General features: G+C 64.5%; 17 protein-coding genes. 11 read left to right on the top strand and 6 right to left on the bottom strand.

Annotated features, from left to right (window positions below):
- Nucleotides 1–47 precede the first annotated feature (47 nt).
- Nucleotides 48–1,271, bottom strand: coding sequence for a formate-dependent phosphoribosylglycinamide formyltransferase (purT, locus tag ABIE53_RS06990; protein WP_107710259.1), 1,224 nt, complete (start codon nt 1,269–1,271; stop codon nt 48–50).
- Between the two features lie 252 nt (nt 1,272–1,523).
- Here purT and ABIE53_RS06985 point away from each other — a divergent pair, with 252 nt between their 5' ends.
- Both ABIE53_RS06985 and ABIE53_RS06980 read left to right on the top strand, forming a co-directional pair.
- Nucleotides 1,524–2,072 (top strand): META domain-containing protein, encoded by a 549-nt coding sequence (locus ABIE53_RS06985; protein ID WP_107710261.1) that lies wholly within the window; start codon nt 1,524–1,526, stop codon nt 2,070–2,072.
- Between the two features lie 170 nt (nt 2,073–2,242).
- Nucleotides 2,243–6,772 (top strand): FtsK/SpoIIIE family DNA translocase, encoded by a 4,530-nt coding sequence (locus ABIE53_RS06980; RefSeq protein WP_192700164.1) that lies wholly within the window; start codon nt 2,243–2,245, stop codon nt 6,770–6,772.
- Between the two features lie 138 nt (nt 6,773–6,910).
- On the opposite strand, the gene ABIE53_RS06975 is transcribed toward ABIE53_RS06980, so the two are convergent.
- On the bottom strand, nt 6,911–8,203 hold the full coding sequence (locus ABIE53_RS06975; RefSeq protein ID WP_192700163.1) for a lactonase family protein: 1,293 nt from the start codon (nt 8,201–8,203) through the stop codon (nt 6,911–6,913).
- Between the two features lie 242 nt (nt 8,204–8,445).
- Between ABIE53_RS06975 and ABIE53_RS06970 the strand changes: the two genes are divergently transcribed.
- The gene (locus tag ABIE53_RS06970) at nt 8,446–8,598 is read left to right on the top strand and encodes a DUF3096 domain-containing protein (protein WP_006048361.1); all 153 of its coding nucleotides are present in this window, start codon (nt 8,446–8,448) and stop codon (nt 8,596–8,598) included.
- A gap of 223 nt (nt 8,599–8,821) precedes the next feature.
- Here ABIE53_RS06970 and ABIE53_RS06965 read toward each other — a convergent pair whose 3' ends face one another.
- Nucleotides 8,822–9,067 carry a hypothetical protein gene (locus tag ABIE53_RS06965; protein ID WP_006048362.1) on the bottom strand — a complete coding sequence of 82 codons (246 nt, stop codon included), beginning with the start codon at nt 9,065–9,067 and terminating at the stop codon, nt 8,822–8,824.
- 253 nt (nt 9,068–9,320) lie between these two features.
- Between ABIE53_RS06965 and ABIE53_RS06960 the strand changes: the two genes are divergently transcribed.
- Nucleotides 9,321–11,243, top strand: a complete 1,923-nt coding sequence (locus tag ABIE53_RS06960) for a glycoside hydrolase family 15 protein (protein WP_107710267.1) — start codon at nt 9,321–9,323, stop codon at nt 11,241–11,243.
- Nucleotides 11,244–11,424: 181 nt separating this feature from the next.
- Nucleotides 11,425–12,702, top strand: a complete 1,278-nt coding sequence (locus tag ABIE53_RS06955) for a polyhydroxyalkanoate depolymerase (RefSeq protein ID WP_006048364.1) — start codon at nt 11,425–11,427, stop codon at nt 12,700–12,702.
- 110 nt (nt 12,703–12,812) lie between these two features.
- Here the strand turns inward: ABIE53_RS06955 and ABIE53_RS06950 are convergent, their stop codons facing one another.
- The gene (locus tag ABIE53_RS06950; RefSeq protein ID WP_006048365.1) at nt 12,813–13,445 is read right to left on the bottom strand and encodes a TetR/AcrR family transcriptional regulator; all 633 of its coding nucleotides are present in this window, start codon (nt 13,443–13,445) and stop codon (nt 12,813–12,815) included.
- 301 nt (nt 13,446–13,746) lie between these two features.
- Between ABIE53_RS06950 and rsxB the strand changes: the two genes are divergently transcribed.
- From rsxB to ABIE53_RS06935, 3 genes are all read left to right on the top strand, one after another.
- Nucleotides 13,747–14,664: an electron transport complex subunit RsxB gene (gene rsxB / locus ABIE53_RS06945; RefSeq protein ID WP_107710269.1), complete on the top strand. Its 918-nt coding sequence runs from the start codon at nt 13,747–13,749 to the stop codon at nt 14,662–14,664.
- 40 nt (nt 14,665–14,704) lie between these two features.
- A complete protein-coding gene (gene nth, locus ABIE53_RS06940) occupies nt 14,705–15,349 on the top strand; it encodes an endonuclease III (RefSeq protein ID WP_006048367.1) in 645 nt (214 codons plus the stop codon).
- Between the two features lie 135 nt (nt 15,350–15,484).
- Nucleotides 15,485–15,919 (top strand): DUF1841 family protein, encoded by a 435-nt coding sequence (locus tag ABIE53_RS06935; protein ID WP_006048368.1) that lies wholly within the window; start codon nt 15,485–15,487, stop codon nt 15,917–15,919.
- 95 nt (nt 15,920–16,014) lie between these two features.
- Here ABIE53_RS06935 and ABIE53_RS06930 read toward each other — a convergent pair whose 3' ends face one another.
- Together ABIE53_RS06930 and ABIE53_RS06925 are read right to left on the bottom strand one after the other, a co-directional pair.
- Complete coding sequence (locus tag ABIE53_RS06930; RefSeq protein ID WP_006048369.1) at nt 16,015–16,398, bottom strand: c-type cytochrome; 384 nt, start codon at nt 16,396–16,398, stop codon at nt 16,015–16,017.
- 58 nt (nt 16,399–16,456) lie between these two features.
- Nucleotides 16,457–16,825 (bottom strand): c-type cytochrome, encoded by a 369-nt coding sequence (locus ABIE53_RS06925; RefSeq protein ID WP_006048370.1) that lies wholly within the window; start codon nt 16,823–16,825, stop codon nt 16,457–16,459.
- 312 nt (nt 16,826–17,137) lie between these two features.
- On the opposite strand from ABIE53_RS06925, the gene ABIE53_RS06920 reads away from it, so the two are divergent.
- From ABIE53_RS06920 to ABIE53_RS06910, 3 genes are all read left to right on the top strand, one after another.
- Entirely contained in the window at nt 17,138–17,980 is an 843-nt protein-coding gene (locus tag ABIE53_RS06920; protein ID WP_006048371.1) for an AAA family ATPase, read from the top strand.
- 56 nt (nt 17,981–18,036) lie between these two features.
- The gene (locus ABIE53_RS06915) at nt 18,037–19,212 is read left to right on the top strand and encodes a vWA domain-containing protein (RefSeq protein ID WP_006048372.1); all 1,176 of its coding nucleotides are present in this window, start codon (nt 18,037–18,039) and stop codon (nt 19,210–19,212) included.
- Nucleotides 19,213–19,279: 67 nt separating this feature from the next.
- On the top strand, nt 19,280–20,500 hold the full coding sequence (locus tag ABIE53_RS06910; RefSeq protein WP_107710273.1) for a benzoate/H(+) symporter BenE family transporter: 1,221 nt from the start codon (nt 19,280–19,282) through the stop codon (nt 20,498–20,500).
- Nucleotides 20,501–20,628 lie beyond the last annotated feature (128 nt).

Genomic DNA, 20,628 nt, shown 5'->3' with positions numbered 1-20,628 from the left:
GGCTCGGATCATTCAGACCAGCTTTGCGGACATAAGCCCGACGCAGATCATCGCGCGGATTTCGCGGACACCGGATGCACCGCCGCCGCAGCCTCTTTCGCACGCGAGCGTGCGTCGCCGATGTTCTCGCCGGTCGCAAGCGCAACGCCCATGCGGCGCTTGACGAAACTCTCCGGCTTGCCGAAAAGACGCAGATCTGCATTCGGCACGGCAAGCGCGGCGGCGACGCCTTCGAATGCAATGCCGGCCTCGTCGAGTCCGCCGTAAATCACGGCCGACGCACCCGGCGCACGCAACGACGTGTCCACCGGCAAACCGAGAATCGCGCGCGCGTGCAGTTCGAATTCCGAAAAGCGTTGCGAGCACAACGTGACGAGGCCTGTGTCGTGCGGACGCGGACTGACTTCCGAGAACCATACGTCATCGCCGCGCACGAAAAGTTCCACGCCGAAGAGTCCACGCCCGCCGAGCGCGGCCGTGACCTTGTGCGCGACTTCGCGCGAACGCTCGAGCGCGAGCGGGCTCATCGGCTGCGGCTGCCACGATTCGACGTAATCGCCCGCGACCTGCACATGGCCGATCGGATCGCAGAAATACGTGGCGACTTCGCCGTTCGACGGATCGACCGCGCGCACCGTCAACTGCGTGATCTCGTACTCGAAGTCGATAAAGCCTTCGACGATCACGCGCCCGTGATTCACGCGGCCGCCGGCCATCGCGTATTGCCAGGCCGGTTCGACGTCCGCGTCGCTGCGCAGTACCGACTGCCCTTTACCCGACGACGACATGACCGGCTTCACCACGCACGGATAGCCGACTTTCGCGATGCCCGCGCGCAGTTCATCGAGCGAATCGGCAAATGCATACGGCGAGGTCGGCAAGCCGAGTTCCTCGGCGGCGAGGCGCCGGATGCCTTCGCGGTTCATCGTGAGTTGCGTGGCGCGCGCGGTCGGGATCACTTCGGCGATGCCGTCGCTTTCGATTGCGGCCAGCGCGTCTGTCGCGATCGCCTCGATTTCCGGCACGATCAGATGCGGACGCTCCTGTTCGACAAGTGCGCGCAGCGCGGCGCGGTCGGTCATGTCGATCACGTGCGAGCGATGCGCGACCTGATGCCCCGGCGCATTCGGATAACGGTCGACGGCAATCACTTCGACGCCCAGCCGTTGCAGCGCGATGATCACCTCCTTGCCGAGTTCGCCCGCGCCGAGCAGCATGACGCGCGTGGCGGATTCAGAAAGGGGCGTGCCGATCCGTTGGCCGATCTGCATGAGGTCTCCAGATAAAAGTCGGATGAGGGTGGGATTGGGTGGAACACGATGTTAACATGCGGACCCCTCGCCGCGGCTTGCTCGCGGCGCCCGGTTTTAATCCGCACGCGAAGCGCAACGGGTCGCTACATGACGCCGCACGGCGCGGCGCACGCAGGCAGCGCCTAGTCAGTTCGCGCCAATGTCCACGAGCGCGCCGCGCGCCGAGTGCGTTACCCTTACGCCTTTGCCAGTTTGAAGAGGAACGACGCCATGCAACCACGCTTGTCCACGCGACGTCTTGCGCGCATCGCCCCTTACGCGCGCACGGCCCTCGCCGCGTTGAGCGTCGCGGCGCTGCTCGGCGCATGCGCGATTCCGAAACATCCGGATTCGGAAGCAGCCGCGCCTGACCCGTTCAACCCCGCCGCGACGCAATTGCTCGATGACACGAGTTGGACGCTCACCGCGTGGAAACAGTCGGACGGCACGGCGCGCACGGTTCCGTTCGCGAACCTCGGCACGCCGATCACGCTCACGCTTTCGACTGCCGGAGGCCAGCGGCACGCGAGCGGCTTCTCCGGCTGCAACCGCTATATGGGCTCGTACGCGCTGAAGGACGGCAAGCTCTCGTTCGGCACACTCGGCGGTACGCGCATGGCCTGCGCGACGCCGGGCGGACAGATCGAAAGCACTTATCTGAACGCGCTCACGCATATCGCGCGAACCGGCGTGCAGATGCGCGCGCCGCAGCAGATGCAGCTCGTGCTCGACAACGGCGATACGCTGGTGTTCGAGCGCAGCGGCAGTGGGGACAAATAAGCGGGAAACAGTGGTGAAGCGAACGGCGCGTGAGTTTGAGTTGTCCGGCGCGCCGCCCGCTTTGCACGAGGACGCAGGCATACTTGCGTCCGCCTTCGAAGCGTTGCGCTTCGCCGGTTTAAACTCGACGGATTGCGTTTTTGCCAATCCGTCATTCGTCGATGTCTAGTATGCACACGGTAGTTTTCGGCTGGTTCGGCGGGTCGGCCGTCTGGTTCATTCCTCTCATCTGGCGGCTCATCAAGTCGATGTTGCCGGGCGGCGCGGGCTTGCGCGGCCCCGGCACGATCCGGCTATGGCTCGGCTTCGTCTGTGCGATGGTGGCGAGCTGCACGCTCGAGGCGTCGCTGATCGGCGCGGCCGGTATGAACGCGATCGGTCACGCGCTCGCGGCGGGCTTCGGCCATCTGCTCGGGCATATCGGCACGCCGCTCGCGGCGCTCGCGCTCTTGGTCGTGAGCCTGCCGTGGCTGATCGGCTTTCACTGGAGCGAGTTCCTCGCGTGGGCGGACGGCGCGTTCGGCCTCGGCCTCGCGTCGCGCGGTCTTGCGAAACGCGACGACGAAGCGCGCCGCCATCGCGCGCTCGACGACGGTGCGCCGCCGCACATCTCCAGTTCGATGAACACGATGGCGCCAAAAAGCAAGGGGCGCTACGCGCGGCCGACCGTGTGGCGGCCGCCTGTCAAGGGACGAGCTGCGGGTGGTGCGGCTGTCGGCGGTGCGGGTTCGGTGGCGGCTGGACCGGCTGCTGGCCGGGACGCGGGGACGCGCGCGGCTGCGCAAGGGTGGCGTGGCGGGCAAGGTGTGACGCGCGGCCAGGTTGCGCCGGTTGAGCCGGTGTTGCGGACTGGTAGTGCGGCGCCGGTGCGGCAGGCGTCGGGGCAGACGCCGGTGTCTGGGTCCGGTGCTGGGAAATCGGGTTGGTCGCCGGCTGAGCCGGTTGCGCCCGCTGGGTGGTTGCGGGAAGGGAGTCCGCGGTCGGGGGCGGGTGCGAAGGTCGGCGTTGGTGGCGTCGGTGGCGTCGGTGGTGTTGGTGGTGTTGGTGGTGTTGGTGGTGTTGGTGGCGTCGGTGGGGCTGCGTCGGTGGCCGTCGGCCGCGCGGCTCGCGAGCCTGCAAGCGGTGGATCGTTGCTTAGCGGAGCCGCCGCTGGTGTTTCAGGTGCGGGCGCGACTGCCGCCTACGGTGCGTCGAGTCTTGCCGCCCGCGCGGGAACAGCAGCCGACGCGACGCCGACTAGCGTGGACGTCAGTGGACGTCCTATAGCGAACAGAACCGCCGCGCCGCTCAATCGCGCGGTATCGCCAGCGCACGGGTTGTCGTCGGCTGCGCGCGTGGAGGATGCCGCGGCGGCCTCGGGCGTGCGCCGTCCGTCATCGACGGCGCCGGCCTTTACGAGGCCGATGGCCGCCGCCGAAAAAGTCACGCCGCCCGCCAGCGTCCAGGAGACGCTGCGCAGCATCGCGGAAAACGCCGCACGTTGGACGGATATGGCCGGCGTCAGCCTCGCGCGCAGTAGCGGCGCGGAAGGCGCGAAAATCGCGGGTATGAATGTAGCGTCGAAGGGTCTGGCGGGCGCTGGTTTGGTGGGCGGGGCGAGCGAGGCGGCTTCGGGAGGCCCCGGAGTCGCTTTGGGAGGTAGCGGAGCTGCTGCAGATTCACAGGGCAGCGGAGTCGAAGCCACTTTGGCACGCGCCGGAGTCGAGGCTGCTTCACGATGCACCAGCGTCGATGCCGGTTTGGTAGGTGGCGGAGCCGCGGCCGATTCACAAAGCAACGGAGTCGATGCCACTTTGGCACGCACCGGAGTCGACGCTGGTTCACCATGCGTCGAAGTCGACGCCGCTTCGGGACGCGCCGCAAGCGACGCGCCGTCCTCTGACGCGCACGCCCTTTCGCGCGACGCTGTGGAATCCGCATCCTCAACGAGCGATGCGTCGCATCAGCAGTCCGATCGCAGTGTCGAAGACGCTTCTATCGCGCCGACCGTTCAATCGGCATCGCCTACGCCCGCGGAAACGTCGCCGGAAACGGCTGTCGAAACGCCGACTCGCGCGCCGTGGACTGAAACGCAGCCCTCTGCTGCGGCCAGTCCCCCGCCAGTCGTGCAATGGCCGATCGAACCGCCTGTCATTCAAACACCGGCTGGCGCACTGACCGACCAAGCTGTACCTTCCGCGCCCGCGTTCCAGCAGGCAGCGTCTATCACGCCAGCGACACAGCCCGCAGCAGAAGCGCCCGCGCGGACAGCAGTGGCTGAACCGTCATCTGCTTTTGCATCGACGGTCGCCCCGCCGGTTGCGCCAACGACGCACGTCGCCCCGCCGCTTGCTCGCACGCCGTTCGGAATCTTCGCGAGCCGGTTGCAGCAAACGGATGCGCCGTCGCAGACGCCGCCGTGGGAACAGGAGGTGCACTCTTCGACGGAAGAACGGGAAGAGGACGCGCAAGAAGACACGCACGGTATAGCAAGCGCAAACGCGAGCACGGATACCAACCCCGACACGGACCGGAACCGCGATCCGCAACGCGAACTACCCGCTGCGCCGCCCGCGGACGACGCGCGGTTCATCGCATCTGACAACGGTTCGTGGACGCCGCACGCTGCAAGTGCAAGTGCAAGTGCAAGTACAAGCAAAGACGCAGCGGCAGGCGCAGCTACGCCGTCGTCGTCGGCCGATAGCGACGCGCTCGCGTCCCCTGCTCTCTCGCACGTCGAACCGAGGCTCGCTGATGTCGACAGCCCGCAAGTAGCCGAGCTCGCCGCCGCACCCGAGCAAACCATCGCACCGCCGGCATCATCGAACGTCGTGCGCTTCCCGGGTCTCGCGACGCCGATGCAAGCGCAGACGGAGGCACATGCACCGACGCACGCCGCGCCGGTCCAGCACAATAGCGTCACTGCGCCGCCGCCCGCTGCACTCGTTCAGCCGACGCCTGGCCAAAGTCATGGCCTCTTGGCACCGCTCGCTCAAGCGAACGCTGAGCGCGAGCCGACGCCCGCCCAAAATCCGGACCTCTTGGCATCGTCCGCTCAGGCTCACGCTCAAGCTCAAGCTCAAGCGAACACCGAATTCCAGCCGACGCCGCCCCAAAACCCAAGCCTCTCCGCACCACCCGCTGAGGCGCCGGCCCAGCCAACCACCGAACCCCAACGCACGCCCCTGCGCGGCCACGGTCCAACCAACGGCTTCGAATTCCACGCGCCGGCTGCGTCGATGGTCGAACTGCCCACGCTCGACCTGCTCGCGCCCGCGGACACCCACATCGAACCCGTCTCCGAGGAGAAGCTCATCGAGACAGGCCTTCTGATCGAGCAACGACTGCAGGAATTCAAAGTGCCGGTCACGGTGGTCGGCGCATCGGCCGGTCCCGTGATTACGCGCTTCGAAGTGGAACCGGCGCTCGGCGTGCGCGGCAGCCAGATCGTCGGCCTGATGAAGGACCTGTCGCGCGGTCTCGGACTCACGTCGATCCGCGTCGTCGAAACGATTCCCGGCAAGACCTGCATGGGGCTCGAGTTGCCGAACGCGAAGCGCCAGACGATCCGCCTGTCCGAGATTCTCGAAGCGAGCGTCTATCAGAATTCGCACTCGCAACTGACGCTCGCGATGGGCAAGGACATCACCGGCCATCCGGTCGTCGCCGATCTCGCGAAGGCGCCGCACATGCTGGTCGCGGGCACGACGGGTTCGGGCAAGTCGGTCGCGATCAACGCGATGATCTGCTCGCTGCTCTTCAAGGCGACGCCCGAGGAAGTGCGCCTCATCATGATCGACCCGAAGATGCTCGAGCTGTCGGTCTACGAAGGCATTCCGCATCTGCTCGCGCCCGTCGTCACCGACATGAAGCTCGCCGCCAATGCGCTGAACTGGTGTGTCGGCGAAATGGAGAAGCGTTATCGGCTGATGTCCGCAGTCGGCGTGAGAAATCTCCCTGGCTTCAATCAGAAAATTCGCGACACGGAAGCGAAAGGCAAGAAGCTCGGCAATCCGTTTTCGCTGACGCCCGAAGCGCCCGAGCCGCTCGCGCCGTTGCCGCTGATCGTCGTCGTGATCGACGAGCTTGCGGACCTCATGATGGTGGCGGGCAAGAAGATCGAGGAACTGATCGCGCGGCTCGCGCAGAAAGCGCGCGCGGCCGGCATCCATCTGATTCTGGCGACGCAGCGGCCGTCCGTCGATGTCATCACCGGGCTCATCAAGGCGAACATTCCGACGCGCGTCGCGTTCCAGGTGTCGTCGAAGATCGACTCGCGCACGATTCTCGACCAGATGGGCGCGGAGTCGCTGCTCGGCCAGGGCGACATGCTGTTCCTGCCGCCGGGCACGGGCTATCCGCAGCGCGTGCACGGCGCATTTGTCGCCGACGAGGAAGTGCATGCAATCGTCGAGTATCTGAAGCAGTTCGGCGAGCCGCAATACGAGGAAGGCATTCTCGACGGCCCTGCGACCGACGGCGGCGCGGCGCAGGACCTGTTCGGCGACTCGCCGGATGCGGAAGCCGATCCGCTTTACGACGAAGCCGTGGCGTTCGTGGTGCGCACGCGGCGCGCGTCGATTTCGTCGGTACAGCGGCAGTTGCGCATCGGCTATAACCGCGCGGCGCGTCTTGTCGAACAGATGGAGACGGCCGGGCTCGTGTCGGCGATGGGCATCAACGGCAGCCGCGAAGTGCTCGCGCCCGGGCCGGCGGAATAGCGCGCAGACCGCCGGCAAATTGCCGGCAGCAACCATGCGCGTGCATGACGCCGGTTAGCGGCGCCGCATGAACCACCAGCCACGAACAGGGGCCGCTCGAAGCGGCCCCTGTTCGTTCAACCTGCCGCCTCGCCTCCCTCACGACGGCGACACCAGCTTGAAGTCCACCGGCGAGCCGATCTCGATCCGCTTGGGATTCGCTTCCAGCAAACCGCTCTGCTGATCGCGCCGGAACACATAGACGGTATCGCTGTTCTGATTGCCGACGATCAGCCATTTGCCGGTCGGATCGATTGCAAACTCGCGCGGCGACTTGCCGAGACTCGATTGACGCCCGATCTTCTTCAGATGTCCATTCGTCGGATCGACGGAGAAGATCACGATCTCGTTCGCATCGCCGCGATTGGTCGCGTAGAGAAAGCGCCCGTCCGGCGACAGATGAATCGCCGCCGCGCCTACCGCGCCCTTGAAGCCCGGCTCGGTCAGCGGGATGGTCTGGACCTGCGTGAGCTTGCCGTCGGCGTAATTGAACGTGCTGACGGTCGCGGCGAGTTCGCTCGTCAGGTAGGCGTGCTTGCCGTCGGCGCCGAAAACCAGGTGCCGCGGACCGGTGCCTGGCTTCTCCTGCGTGTAGCGCCAGTCGGTCGGACTGAACAAACCGCGGCTGCCGTCAGCCGTGTAGCGGTACGAGTACAGCTTGTCGGCGCCGAGATCCTGCGCGAAAAGATAGTGCCCGTCCGGAGAAAACACCGTCGAGTGCACGTGCGCGTTGTCCTGGCGCCCCTTGACCGGACCGCTGCCTTCATGATGCACGGTCAGCACCGACGCGCCGAGTTGCCCGTCGGCTTGCACCGGCAAAACGGAGAAGCTGCCGCCCGGATCGGCCGCGACCGAATAGTTCGCGGCGAGCAGGTATTTGCCGTCCGGCGAGAGACTCAGGTAGCACGGGTCGTTGCCATCGGCGGAAACCTTGTTGAGAAAGGTCAACTGGCCGCTCGCGGCGTCGAAGCGAAACGCGCTGACGCCGCCGCGCTGGCTCGCCGGTCCGTTGTCGCCCGGCAGCTCGTTGACCGCGTAGACGAAGCGGCGGTCGCGGCTCACCACCAGGTACGACGGGTTCACCGTCTGCGCGACGGACACGCGTGTGGCGTCGCCCGTCTTCGTGTCGAAGCGATAGACGTACAAGCCTTCGCTCTTGCCGCCGGTGTAGGTGCCGACCAGCAGGTTATAGACGGCGTCGGCGGGAGCGGAACCGGCACCCGAACCGGCGTCTTGCGCGAACGCGGGCGAAGCGGCAATCGAGACCATGAGCGCGAAACCTTTTATGATCGAGCGGGCGGAGTGCATGGGAGACCACGCGCGCACGCGTCGTGAAGAAGACCGGTCAGGAGCTGGCGCGGCAGGCACAGCGTCCCGGTGACGAAGAAGCATACGACCTCCTCTACGTGGATTATGAGAGCAAAGCGGTTGTCATCGTGCCTCTGGTCTGCCGCGCCGAAGTCGAGCGTTATTCTTGTCGGGCAAGTATAAAAGCGTTGCAACGGATCATGCAGCGAAGCGGCCTGCCGTGTCGCCGCGGCGAATCGTCGGGCGGCATGACGACTGCATCGGTAGCAATTGCCCTGCCTCTCGGGGACGTTTTTAATCGCGTGTCACCACACTACGGAGTTTTCATGAACATCACACTGAGCCTGGGCCCGCTGGTTTCGCTGATCGCCGGCATTCTGATTCTCGTGATGCCGCGGCTGTTGAACTACATCGTCGCGTTGTATCTGATCATCATCGGGATCATTGGTATTTTTGGCGTGGGCTCGTCGCACTTCTGACCGGAGAAGCCGGGCGCAGGACGGCCCGGCTTCTCTCGTTGGTAAAAGACGTGGATGCAGCGGGAAAGAATGCCGTAGGGGGAGCAACGGCGCGCGAAGACGCACGCGCGCCGGCGCGACCGCACCGTTCATTGGCGCGCGTTAAGCGATAGATATCATGCGTTCAAACGGCACAGCGCATCCGGCCGCAGCCGGCCGCCGACACCTGCGTCGCAGACGCGACTCAGCCGTTCGAAAGCTGTTCGAGGCGCCAGCGCCCCTGCAGCGACAACGCGCCGACGGCATAATGGCCGTCACCTTCCTGATAGCGCCGGAAGCAGGCGCGTTCGATCAGAAAGCTCGCGGCAGTCTGCATGCCATTGCGGCTGAGACCGAGGCGGCTATGATCGAGTGGCAGCATGGAATCGTCCGCGAGTTGGCTCGCGGCGGAGAGAATCGTGATGCAGTCGGATTTTGACGGATTCAGCATGGCTTTCGTCCTCCAAACGGCGTGTGCATGCGCGATGGGCAAGCCGGCTTCGCAAACCCGAAAGTTTTAGGCATCGGCTGGATTACTGATTGTAGGCAGCCATTTGACAATTACAACCCGCGTTTTGCCGCATTGTGTGCGGTGAACCAAACTGCAACCCGCAAGTCCGGAAGAAACCAGTGGGGCGCAGCCGAACTTGCCGCGCCCGCTACTCAAAACGATCAACGTACATTAGGTATCGAAACGCACGGCCATGCCCGCACTCATCGAAGACTATGCGCTCATCGGCGACGGCCACACGGCCGCGCTCGTCTCACGCGAAGGTTCCGTCGACTGGCTCTGCTGGCCGCGCTTCGACTCCGGCGCCTGCTTCGCCGCGCTGCTCGGCACGCCGGACCACGGCCGCTGGCTGATCTGCCCCGATAGCGGCAGCGGCAGCGGCACCGAGACCGACGCCGACAGCGGCAGCGACACGCCGCCGAAAATCACCCGCCGTTATCGCGGCGAAACGCTGATCCTCGAGACCGACTTCGAAACGCCCGAAGGCGCGGTCACGCTCGTCGACTTCATGCCGCCGGGCAACGGCTGGTCGGAGATGGTGCGCATCGTCGTCGGCAAGCGCGGCACCGTGCGCATGAAGATGGAACTGGTGCTGCGCTTCGACTACGGCTTTTCGATTCCGTGGGTCGACCGCCTGAAGCACGAGAGCGGGATTCGCGCGATCGTCGGTCCGGACAACGCGGTGCTGCGCACGCCCGTCGATCTGCGCGGCGAGAACATGAAGACGGTTGCCGAGTTCACCGTCAGCGAAGGCGAGCGCGTGCCGTTCTCGCTCGCGTACTCGGCCTCGCATCTGCGGCTGCCGCCCGCGCGCGATCCGCATACGGCGCTGGCGCGCACCGAGAATCACTGGCTCGAATGGTCGGCGCGCGGCACCATCGAAGGCAAATGGGCCGAGCCGATTCGCCGCTCGCTGATCACGCTGCGGGCGCTCGCGTATGAACCGACCGGCGGAATCGTCGCCGCGCCCACGACGTCGCTGCCGGAACAGCTCGGCGGCACGCGCAACTGGGACTACCGCTACTGCTGGCTGCGCGACGCGACGATCACGCTGCTCGCGCTGATGCGCGGCGGCTACTACGACGAGGCGCGCGCCTGGCGTACCTGGCTCGGCCGCGTGATGGCCGGCGCGCCCGACCAGTTGCAGATCATGTACGGCCTGGCCGGCGAGCGGCGCCTGACCGAATACGAGGTCGACTGGCTGCCCGGCTATTGCGGCGCGAAGCCGGTGCGGATCGGCAACAACGCGGTCGGACAGCTCCAGCTCGACGTGTATGGTGAAGTCATGAACGCGCTGCATCTCGCGCGGGTCGGCGGCCTGCAGGCAGACGACACCGCGTGGAACGTGCAGTGCGCGCTGCTGCGTCACCTCGGCACGATCTGGCAGCAACCCGACGAAGGCATCTGGGAAACGCGCGGCGGCCGCCAGCATTTCACTTTCTCGAAGGTGATGGCGTGGGTCGCGTTCGACCGCGCGCTGGCATCGGCGGAAATGTTCAATCTCGAGGGGCCGCTCGACGAATGGCGCGCCACCCGCGCGCAGATTCACGCGGAAGTCTGCGACAAGGCGTGGAACGCTTCGCGCAATGCGTTCTCGCAGACGTACGGCAGCGATCAGCTCGACGCTAGCCTGCTGCTGCTGCCGCTCGTCGGCTTCTTGCCGCCGCACGATCCGCGCGTGAAAGGCACGGTGGAGGCGATCGAGCGCGACCTGATGCACGACGGCTTCGTAATGCGCTACCGCACCACCGAATTCGACGACGGCCTGCCGCCGGGGGAAGGCACGTTTCTGGCTTGTTCGTTCTGGATGGTGGACAACCTGGCGCTGCAAGGCCGCCTCGACGAAGCCATTGCCATGTACGAACGGCTGCTCGGCCTCTGTAACGACGTCGGGCTCCTCGCCGAGGAATACGATCCGGCGGCAAAGCGGCTCGTCGGCAACTTCCCGCAGGCGTTCTCGCATGTGGCGCTCGTCAACACGGGCCTGAACCTGATGAAGCACGAACAGGCGATGGCGCGCGCAACCGGGCAGCCGTCGCATAACGGCACGGAAGATGCTGAACTTAAGGCTGCTGCAAGCCCTGATGGCGGCGCAGCAGCATCGCCAGTAGCATGATTCGATGACATTTTTACGGATCGGCGCCGCCGGAATGCTGCATTGCACAAGTATCCTGCTTTCTATATGATCGAACTGTCTGTCGGCCTATAACCGATCTACCAACAACCAAGAATGGCCAGCCGCAACGCCACATGCGTGTTTGCGAAGCCCCATGCGAACCGCTTAAAACGGAGCACCCATGCTCTATCAACTGCACGAATTCCAGCGGGCTATGCTGAGCCCGCTCACCGCCTGGGCCCAGGCCGCGTCGAAATCGTTCGCGAATCCTGCTAGCCCGCTGGCTTACGTGCCCGGCGCTACCCGCCTTTCGGCCGGTTACGAACTGCTCTACCGGCTCGGCAAAGACTATGAGAAGCCGGAGTTCAACCTCCATCAGATCGTCAAGGACGGCCACAACATCCCGATCATCGAACAGACGATCGTCGAGAAGCCGTTCTGCCGCCTGCTGCGCTTCAAGCGTTTCGCCGACGACAGCGACGCCGTCACGCAACTGAAAGACGAGCCGGTCGTGCTGGTGTGCGCGCCGTTGTCGGGCCACCATGCCACGCTGCTGCGTGACACAGTGCGCACGCTGCTCCAGGACCATAAGGTTTACCTGACAGACTGGATCGACGCGCGCATGGTCCCGCTGGAAGACGGCGAGTTTCATCTGGACGATTACGTCGCCTACATTCAGGATTTCATCCGCCACATCGGCGCGAAGAATCTGCATGTGATCTCGGTGTGCCAGCCGACTGTGCCGGTGCTTGCCGCCATTTCGCTGATGGCGAGCCGCGGCGAAGAGACGCCGCGCACCATGACGATGATGGGCGGCCCCATCGACGCGCGCAAGAGCCCGACTTCGGTGAACTCGCTCGCCACGCAGCATTCGTACGAGTGGTTCGAAAACAACGTGATCTTCACGGTGCCGCCGAACTATCCGGGCGTGGGCCGCAAGGTCTACCCGGGCTTCCTGCAGCACACCGGCTTCGTCGCGATGAACCCGGAACGTCACGCGGCTTCGCACTGGGACTTCTATCAGAGCCTGTTGCGCGGCGACGAAGACGACGCGGAAGCGCATCGCCGCTTCTACGACGAGTACAACGCGGTGCTCGACATGGACGCCGACTATTACCTCGACACGATCCGCGTCGTGTTCCAGGAATTCAGTTTGGCCGAGGGCACGTGGGACGTGGCCGGCGAACGCGTGCGGCCGCAGGACATCACGAAGACGGCGCTCTTCACGATCGAGGGCGAGCTGGACGATATTTCCGGCGACGGCCAGACCTATGCCGCGCACGAGCTGTGCACCGGCATTCCGGAAAAGCACAGGCGTCACTTCACGGCTGAGAAGTGCGGCCACTACGGTATTTTTTCGGGCCGCCGCTGGCGCACGATCATCTATCCGCAGTTGCGCGACTTCATCCTCGAGCACAACAAGGCGCCGAAGGTCGTGAAGGAAAAAGCCGAAGTCTGAACGCGGCTCACGCTATGCAGCATATGAAACGGCCTCCTGACGGAGGCCGTTTGCTTATGCGTGCATCTCGAGGCAATGCGGGTCTATCAAGTCCAACGCAAGACGCCGCCCTACTTCCGCAACAGATACGCAAGCAGCAGTTCGGTGTTCATCTGAATCACTTCGCTGCGTTCGCCCGGACTGCTGAAATCGCGGCCAAGCGTGGCTTCGAGCGTGAAGCGGTTCGACACGATGTAGTAACCCATGCCCGAGAGCGTCACGTAGAAGCGCAGCGGATCGACGTTCGTGCGAAACAGACCCGCGCGCTGGCCTCGCTCGAGAATGCTGCCGAGCGTGGCGACGATCGGCGAAATCATTTCGCGGATGCGCGTGGACTTCTGCATATAACGCGCCTCGTGCAGATTTTCGTTGTTGACGAGGCGCAGCAGTTCGGGATGATCGCGGTAGTAATCCCAGACAAAATGCGCGAGGCGTGTAACGGCTTCCACCGGCGCAATGCCGTTCAGCTCGAGCGTGCGCTCGGCTTCGTTGAGCGCGCTGAACGCGTGCTCGAGTACTGCCGTGAAAAGCTGCTCCTTGCTACCGAAGTAGTAATAGAGCATGCGCTCATTCGTCTCCGCGCGGCGGGCGATCTGATCGACGCGCGCGCCGAATAGCCCACCATTTGCGAACTCTTCGGCTGCCGCAAGCAGAATGCGGCGCCGGGTGCCTTCAGGATCTCTTTTGATTTTCGGCTGATTCATGGTGGCATGGTCTTCGTGAGCCGCGTTATCCGGATCGCACCGCCGGCCTCTCCTCGGGCCTTGCACCGACAGCACTGGACGGCTGGTTGGAGGGAAAACCCTTCTGCGGTCTTTCGAAAAAGGCGCTTCGATTATGGCACATGGATTGCGGATGGCAATTGGGGAAATCGGCGATAATGTGGTGCTTAGTTCAAGCTGTGCGGCCGCCCGCCGAGACGCGCTTGAGTCGCCTGCTAGTCGCCTGCTAGTCCTTTGCTGCTCCCCCGCGAGTCCCCTGCCCGGCCTTGCTTCGCCCCACCTTGTGACCGTGACACTGATTAAAACACTCGCAGATCGCATCGAAGATCTGCTTCCCCAGACGCAATGCACCAAGTGCGGTTATCCGGCGTGCCGTCCGTATGCCGAGGCCGTCGCGTGCGGCGAAGCGAGCTACAACCAGTGCCCGCCGGGCGGTGCCGAAGGCGTCGCGCGGCTGGCCGCCCTGCTCGGCAAGCCGGTGATTCCGCTTAATCCTGCCAATGGCGTCGAACGGCCGCGGCCGCTCGCGGTCATCGACGAACAGATCTGCATTGGCTGCACGTTGTGCATGCAGGCGTGTCCCGTCGACGCAATAGTTGGGGCACCGAAACACATGCATACGGTCGTCGCGGAGCTGTGCACGGGTTGCGACCTGTGCGTGCCGCCGTGTCCCGTCGATTGCATTTCGATGCAGCCCGTCACCGGCGAGGCGACCGGCTGGGACGCATGGAGCCAGCCGCAGGCCGACGCGGCGCGCGAACGTCACGAGCGGCGCGACGCGCGTCTCGCGCAGGAACGCGAAGCCGCCGAAGCGCGTGTTGCGGCGCGGCGAAGCAGCGCGGGCGCTGTTGGCACGGCTGTTGGTGAACCGCCGGCCAGTGCGCCGCCGGCTGGTGCGTCTGCGTCAGCGGCGGCGGCATTGTCCGCGCCGGCAACTGACGACGCCGAAGCGAAGAAGCGCGCGATCATCCAGGCCGCGCTCGAACGCGCGCGCAAGAAGAAGGAAGAACTGGCGGCCAAAGGCCAGGCGCCGTTGAACACCGAGCACGTCAGCGCGGACGTGCAGGCGCAAATCGACGCAGCGGAAGCGCGCCGACGCCGCCTTGGACTCGCCGACAACAACGACAACAACAACGCCGACACCGACACAGCCGCCGCGAACACGCCGCCAATCCCGGCCGGCACGCGCAATCCACGCTAACGCCAACTGCAACCGCCTCCGCCCACTCAGCCCGCCCAGCATGAACGCGAACAAACGCCGCGCCATCTACGAAACGCTTCAGAGCCTCAATCCGCATCCCACCACCGAACTGGAGTACACGACACCGTTCGAACTGCTGATTGCCGTGCTGCTGTCGGCGCAGGCCACGGACGTCTCAGTGAACAAGGCGATGCGCAAGATGTTTCCGGTCGCGAATACGCCGCAGAAGGTGCTCGAACTCGGCGAGGAAGGCGTCGCGAACTACATCAAGACGATCGGCCTGTACCGCAACAAGGCGAAGAACGTGATCGCGACTTGCCGCATCCTCATCGAGCAGTATGGCGGCGAGGTGCCCGAGGACCGTGAGGCGCTGGAAAGCCTGCCGGGCGTCGGACGCAAGACGGCGAATGTGATTCTGAATACGGCGTTCGGTCATCCGACCATCGCCGTCGACACGCACATCTTTCGGGTTGCGAATCGAACCGGGCTCGCTCCCGGCAAGGACGTCCGCGCGGTCGAAGCGGCGCTCGAAAAATTTACGCCCGACGAGTTCAAGAAGGACGCGCATCACTGGCTGATCCTGCACGGCCGCTATGTTTGCAAGGCGCGCCGGCCCGAGTGCTGGCATTGCGCGATCGAACCGCTGTGCGAGTTCCGGCCGAAGACGCCACCGCCCGATCTTTGAGCCGGCGCACGCTCAGCGGGCGCACGCTCAGCGGACCACGGCAGTGGCGCGTAAAATGATCGCTCGTGTGCGCCGCATGCTGTGCGCCGCCTGCTTCTCCCACTCTCACTCCCCACTCAAGACACCCGTCCCACGATGTTCAATCCGAGCCGCGACGAAGTCCGTCAATTCTTCACCGAGACCTGGCGCAAGCAGCGCGAAGGCGCGATCCTGACGCCGCTCGAAGCGATGGCCGCCGACTGGATCGCCGAGCATCCCGAGTATCACGCGGAGCTGACCGATGCCGAGGCCGCCCAGGCGCAGGACTACTCGCCCGAGCGCGGACAGACCAATCCGTTCCTGCATCTGTCGATGCATCTGGCCATCAGCGAGCAGTTGTCGATCGATCAGCCGCCCGGCATCCGCGCCGCGCACGAGCGTCTTGCCGCGCGCCTCGGCTCCGCACACGACGCGCAGCACGCGATCATGGAGTGCCTCGGCGAAACCATCTGGGAAGCGCAGCGCACCGGCCTGCCGCCGGACACCGACGCGTATCTGCAACGGATCGAACGGCGCGCGACACGCGATTAACGCCGCATAGCGCGAACCTGAAACCCGCGCGCCAAAGCAAAACACCCCGCGAAAAGCGGGGTGTTTTGCAATCGATCGCTCAAACGGCGGCGCGCTTACTTCTTCTGCACCAGATCGCCCTTCAGCGATTCGACATAAGCGGCGATGTCTTTCATGTCCGATTGCGACAGGCTTTGCACCTGAGCCTGCATGATCGCGTTGTTGCGGCCCATGTGCGGGTTGCCGTTGCCCATCTGATACTGACGCAGCGCCCAGTAGACGTAATCGGCGTGCTGACCGGCGAGCTTCGGATACTCCGGGCTCACCGGCTTGTTCAGGTTCGGACCGTGGCATGCCGCGCAGTTGTGGCTCTCGGACAGCACCTTGCCGTTGCCGGCGTCGGCCGCGTGGGCGACGCTCGCTGCAACCAGACCGAATACTGCCGCCGACGCGCATGCAGCCTTGAACACCGTGTGGAGTGCCTGTTGGGGCTTATTCATGAATTCTCCTATCCCGCGAATTTAATAGCCGTGTGACTGGTTGGATAACCGCAGCCGGTCACTTGTCGGGATTGTTTTTCGATGAGGAATTTTGCGCCGCGTAGTAAGCAGCGATGTCGGCGATGTCCTGATCCGATAGCGACGCGGTGATCGCGTGCATCGTTTCGAAGTGGCGGTCGCCCTTCTTGTAGCCGCGCAGCGCGTTTTCGAGGTACGCCTGGTTCTGGCCGCCTAGCATGGGCACGCGATACACCTCAGGATAAGCCGTGCGATATTCAGGGATACCGTGGCAGCCAATACACATCGCGACCTTGCCCTGGCCCGCTTTCGCGTTGCCGACGACATCCGCTGCCTGCGCACTGGCCGCATAGCCCGCGAGCACCGACAGCGCTGCGATCACGACGTGTTTGCCGACGAATTTGTTCATAGCATGTAACCTGGCTTGAGGGGAAACGGGCGCCCAAAAAGGCAACGGCCCGCGCCGTTTTTCTTATAGGGAGCCACGCAGGCCAAAAAAATCGGGCTAATTGTACCGCGACGCCGCGCCGAACGTCCACCGCGCGGGGCGCACGGCCCGGCGCGGCTGCCTGCGCACGGCGCCGCGCCACGCTGCGTCACGTTTGCGCGGCCACGCGAAGCACCGCCCACAGCGCGGCTGCAACCTTACGCGAGGCGGTTTCAGGGCAACAGGGCTTCTGACTTATACTGGGTTTTTTCCCACGCCAGAGAGCACCTCGCCATGCGTTTCGAAGGCTCATCGCAGTACGTCGCCACCGACGACCTCAAGCTCGCGGTCAACGCCGCGATGACGCTCAAGCGCCCGCTGCTGATCAAAGGCGAGCCGGGCACCGGGAAAACCATGCTGGCCGAAGAAGTCGCCGCCGCGCTCGGCATGCCGCTTCTGCAGTGGCACATCAAGTCGACCACCAAGGCGCAGCAAGGCCTGTACGAATACGACGCGGTCTCGCGCCTGCGCGATTCGCAACTCGGCGACGAGCGCGTCAAGGACATCCGCAACTACATCGTCAAGGGCGTGCTGTGGCAGGCGTTCGAGTCGGACGAGCAAACCGTGCTGCTGATCGACGAGATCGACAAGGCCGACATCGAATTTCCGAACGACCTGCTGCGCGAGCTCGACCGCATGGAGTTCTACGTGTACGAGACGCACGAGCTGATCCGCGCGAAGCAGCGGCCGCTCGTCATCATTACGTCGAACAACGAGAAAGAGTTGCCCGACGCGTTTTTGCGCCGCTGCTTTTTCCACTACATCAAGTTTCCCGATCCGGCCACGATGCAGCAGATCGTCGAGGTGCATTACCCCGGCATCAAGAAGGATCTGCTGGCCGCGGCCATGCAGAGCTTCTTCGAACTGCGCAACGTGGCGGGGCTGAAAAAGAAGCCGTCCACGTCGGAATTGCTCGACTGGCTCAAGCTGCTGCTCGCCGAAGACATTCCGCCCGAAGCGCTGCGCTCGTCGGATCAGAAGCAGATCATCCCGCCGCTCGCCGGCGCGCTGCTGAAGAACGAGCAGGACGTGAGCCTCTTCGAGCGGCTCATTTTCATGAATCGCAATAACCGTTGAATCCCTATTGAGCGATATCGGGCGCTCTTGAGTGCTCGCGCCGCAGAGGACCCAGCATGCTGATCGACTTCTTCTACTCGCTGCGCGCCGCGAAGCTGCCCGTGTCGGTGAAGGAATACCTGACGCTGCTCGAGGCGCTCAAAGCCAACGTGATCGCGCCGTCGCTCGACGATTTCTACTACCTCGCGCGCATGACGCTCGTGAAGGACGAGCAGTATTTCGACAAGTTCGACCAGGCGTTCGGCGCGTATTTCAACGGCGTCGCGAAGGCTTCGGAGCTTGCCTTCGACGTCCCGCTCGACTGGCTGAAAAAGAAGCTGCAACGCGATCTGTCGCCCGAAGAAAAAGCGCAGATCGAAGCGATGGGCGGCATCGACAAGCTGATGGAACGCCTGAAGCAGCTCTTCGACGAGCAGAAAGAGCGGCACGAGGGCGGCAATAAATGGATCGGCACTGGCGGCACGTCGCCGTTCGGCAATGGCGGCTATAACCCGGAAGGCGTGCGCATCGGCGGCGACTCGGCGGGCAATCGCACGGCGGTCAAGGTCTGGGAAGCGCGCGCCTATCGCGATTACGACGATCAGGTCGAAATCGGCACGCGCAACATCAAGGTGGCGCTGCGCCGCTTGCGCCGCTTCGCGCGCGAAGGCGCGGCCGAAGAGCTCGACCTGCCCGACACGATCCGCAGCACCGCCGCGAACGCCGGCTGGCTCGACCTGAAGATGGTGCCCGAGCGGCACAACAAGGTGAAGGTGCTGATGCTGCTCGACGTCGGCGGCTCGATGGACGATCACATCAAGCGCACCGAGGAGCTCTTTTCCGCCGCGAAGGCCGAGTTCAAACACCTCGAGTTTTATTACTTCCACAACTGCGTGTACGACTTTCTGTGGAAGAACAACCGCCGCCGTCACGCCGAGCGCACGCCGACGTGGGACGTGCTGCACAAGTTCACGTCCGACTACAAGCTGATCTTCGTCGGCGACGCGACCATGAGCCCTTACGAAGTACTGCAACCGGGCGGCTCCGTCGAATACAACAACACCGAGGCCGGCGCCGTGTGGCTGCGCCGCCTCGCCGATCATTTCCCGCATCACGCGTGGCTCAATCCCGAACCGGAAGGCTTGTGGGCGTATCGCCAGTCGGTCAGCGCGATTCGCGACGTGCTCGGCCACCGCATGTATCCGCTCACGCTCGCGGGCCTCGAGTCCGCGATGCGCATGCTGAGCAAATAGACCCACCGAAACGCACCCGCCCCACTCGCCCCCCCCGCCCCACTCTCAACGACAAGAAAGCATTGGCATGAACCGCTCGTCTTCGCCTGAACTGGCCAACTCCGGCATCGCGCCGCGCCGCTTCAATCCGTTCGCCGACACCTCCCTATCGGCCATCGTCGCCGGCTTCGTCGCGATGATGACGGGCTACACGAGTTCGCTCGTGCTGATGTTTCAGGCGGGCCAGGCCGCGCACCTGAGCAACGCGCAGATTTCGTCGTGGATCTGGGCGTTGTCGATCGGCATGGCGGTTTGCACAATCGGGCTGTCGCTGCGCTTTCGCGCGCCGATCGTCATTGCATGGTCGACGCCCGGCGCGGCGCTGCTCGTCTCGTCGCTGCCGCATGTGCCTTACGCGGAGGCGATCGGCGCGTTTATCGTCTGCGCGTTGCTGCTGACCGTCGTTGGTCTGACAGGATGGTTCGATACGCTGATGAAGAAAATTCCGGCGGGCATCGCGTCGGCCTTGCTGGCGGGCATCCTGTTCGAGATCGGCATTGAGATATTTCGCGCCGCGCAGTTCCAGACCGCGCTCGTGCTGACGATGTTTCTGACCTACCTGATCGTCAAACGCGTCACGCCGCGCTATGCGATTCCCGCGACGCTGATCGCCGGCACCGTTGCCGCGGGCGCGCTCGGCCTGCTCGATTTCAGCCACTTTCAGATCGCGCTCGCGCATCCGGTGTTCACGATGCCGGCGTTTTCGGTGGCCGCGAGCATCAGCATCGGCATTCCGCTTTTCGTGGTCGCGATGGCTTCGCAGAACGTGCCCGGCATCGCCGTGCTGCGCGCGGACGGCTACACGACGCCCTCGGCGCCGCTGATTTCGACGACCGGTATCGCGTCGCTGCTGCTCGCGCCGTTCGGCTCGCACGGCATCAATCTTGCCGCGATCACGGCGGCCATCTGCACCGGCCGCGAAGCGCACGAGAACCGCGACAAACGCTACACGGCCGCGGTCTGGTGCGGCATTTTCTATCTGATCGCCGGCATTTTCGGGGCGACGATCGCGGCGCTGTTCGCGGCGTTCCCGCGCGAGCTGGTCGTTTCCGTGGCGGCGCTGGCGCTGTTCGGCTCGATTATGAGCGGCCTGACCAACGCGATGCAGGACGCGAGGCAGCGCGAAGCGGCGCTCGTGACCTTCATGGTGACGGCGTCGGGACTGACGCTGCTGTCCATCGGCTCCGCGTTCTGGGGCCTGGTCGCGGGCGTGCTGACGCAGGTCGTGTTGAATGCGCGGCGTGCCTGACGCCAGGCGGCAGCACGCGGCGGCGCAAGCCGTGCGGCGCCGCGGCGCACGGTCGCTGAAATAGCCGTGAACGGATCGGCGGCGCACACTGTCAATACTGCATCAGGCGATCCGCCATAAAATAGAAG

It is taken from the genome of Paraburkholderia sp. OAS925, assembly GCF_040543975.1.
GTDB lineage: Bacteria > Pseudomonadota > Gammaproteobacteria > Burkholderiales > Burkholderiaceae > Paraburkholderia > Paraburkholderia graminis.
Note: the sequence above shows the minus strand (reverse complement) of the source record. Positions and strands in the feature narration are given on the sequence as shown.

Bases quoted from the DNA above. Each gene is read 5' to 3' on its own strand.
- ABIE53_RS06955 (WP_006048364.1), top strand. From the start codon at position 11,425: ATGCTCTATCAACTGCACGAATTCCAGCGGGCTATGCTGAGCCCGCTC.
- ABIE53_RS06925 (WP_006048370.1), bottom strand. From the start codon at position 16,825: ATGAACAAATTCGTCGGCAAACACGTCGTGATCGCAGCGCTGTCGGTG.
- ABIE53_RS06975 (WP_192700163.1), bottom strand. From the start codon at position 8,203: ATGCTTCTTCGTCACCGGGACGCTGTGCCTGCCGCGCCAGCTCCTGAC.
- ABIE53_RS06910 (WP_107710273.1), top strand. From the start codon at position 19,280: ATGAACCGCTCGTCTTCGCCTGAACTGGCCAACTCCGGCATCGCGCCG.
- purT (WP_107710259.1), bottom strand. From the start codon at position 1,271: ATGCAGATCGGCCAACGGATCGGCACGCCCCTTTCTGAATCCGCCACG.
- ABIE53_RS06930 (WP_006048369.1), bottom strand. From the start codon at position 16,398: ATGAATAAGCCCCAACAGGCACTCCACACGGTGTTCAAGGCTGCATGC.
- ABIE53_RS06920 (WP_006048371.1), top strand. From the start codon at position 17,138: ATGCGTTTCGAAGGCTCATCGCAGTACGTCGCCACCGACGACCTCAAG.
- ABIE53_RS06950 (WP_006048365.1), bottom strand. From the start codon at position 13,445: ATGAATCAGCCGAAAATCAAAAGAGATCCTGAAGGCACCCGGCGCCGC.
- ABIE53_RS06985 (WP_107710261.1), top strand. From the start codon at position 1,524: ATGCAACCACGCTTGTCCACGCGACGTCTTGCGCGCATCGCCCCTTAC.
- ABIE53_RS06935 (WP_006048368.1), top strand. From the start codon at position 15,485: ATGTTCAATCCGAGCCGCGACGAAGTCCGTCAATTCTTCACCGAGACC.
- ABIE53_RS06980 (WP_192700164.1), top strand. From the start codon at position 2,243: ATGCACACGGTAGTTTTCGGCTGGTTCGGCGGGTCGGCCGTCTGGTTC.
- nth (WP_006048367.1), top strand. From the start codon at position 14,705: ATGAACGCGAACAAACGCCGCGCCATCTACGAAACGCTTCAGAGCCTC.
- ABIE53_RS06960 (WP_107710267.1), top strand. From the start codon at position 9,321: ATGCCCGCACTCATCGAAGACTATGCGCTCATCGGCGACGGCCACACG.
- ABIE53_RS06965 (WP_006048362.1), bottom strand. From the start codon at position 9,067: ATGCTGAATCCGTCAAAATCCGACTGCATCACGATTCTCTCCGCCGCG.
- ABIE53_RS06970 (WP_006048361.1), top strand. From the start codon at position 8,446: ATGAACATCACACTGAGCCTGGGCCCGCTGGTTTCGCTGATCGCCGGC.
- ABIE53_RS06915 (WP_006048372.1), top strand. From the start codon at position 18,037: ATGCTGATCGACTTCTTCTACTCGCTGCGCGCCGCGAAGCTGCCCGTG.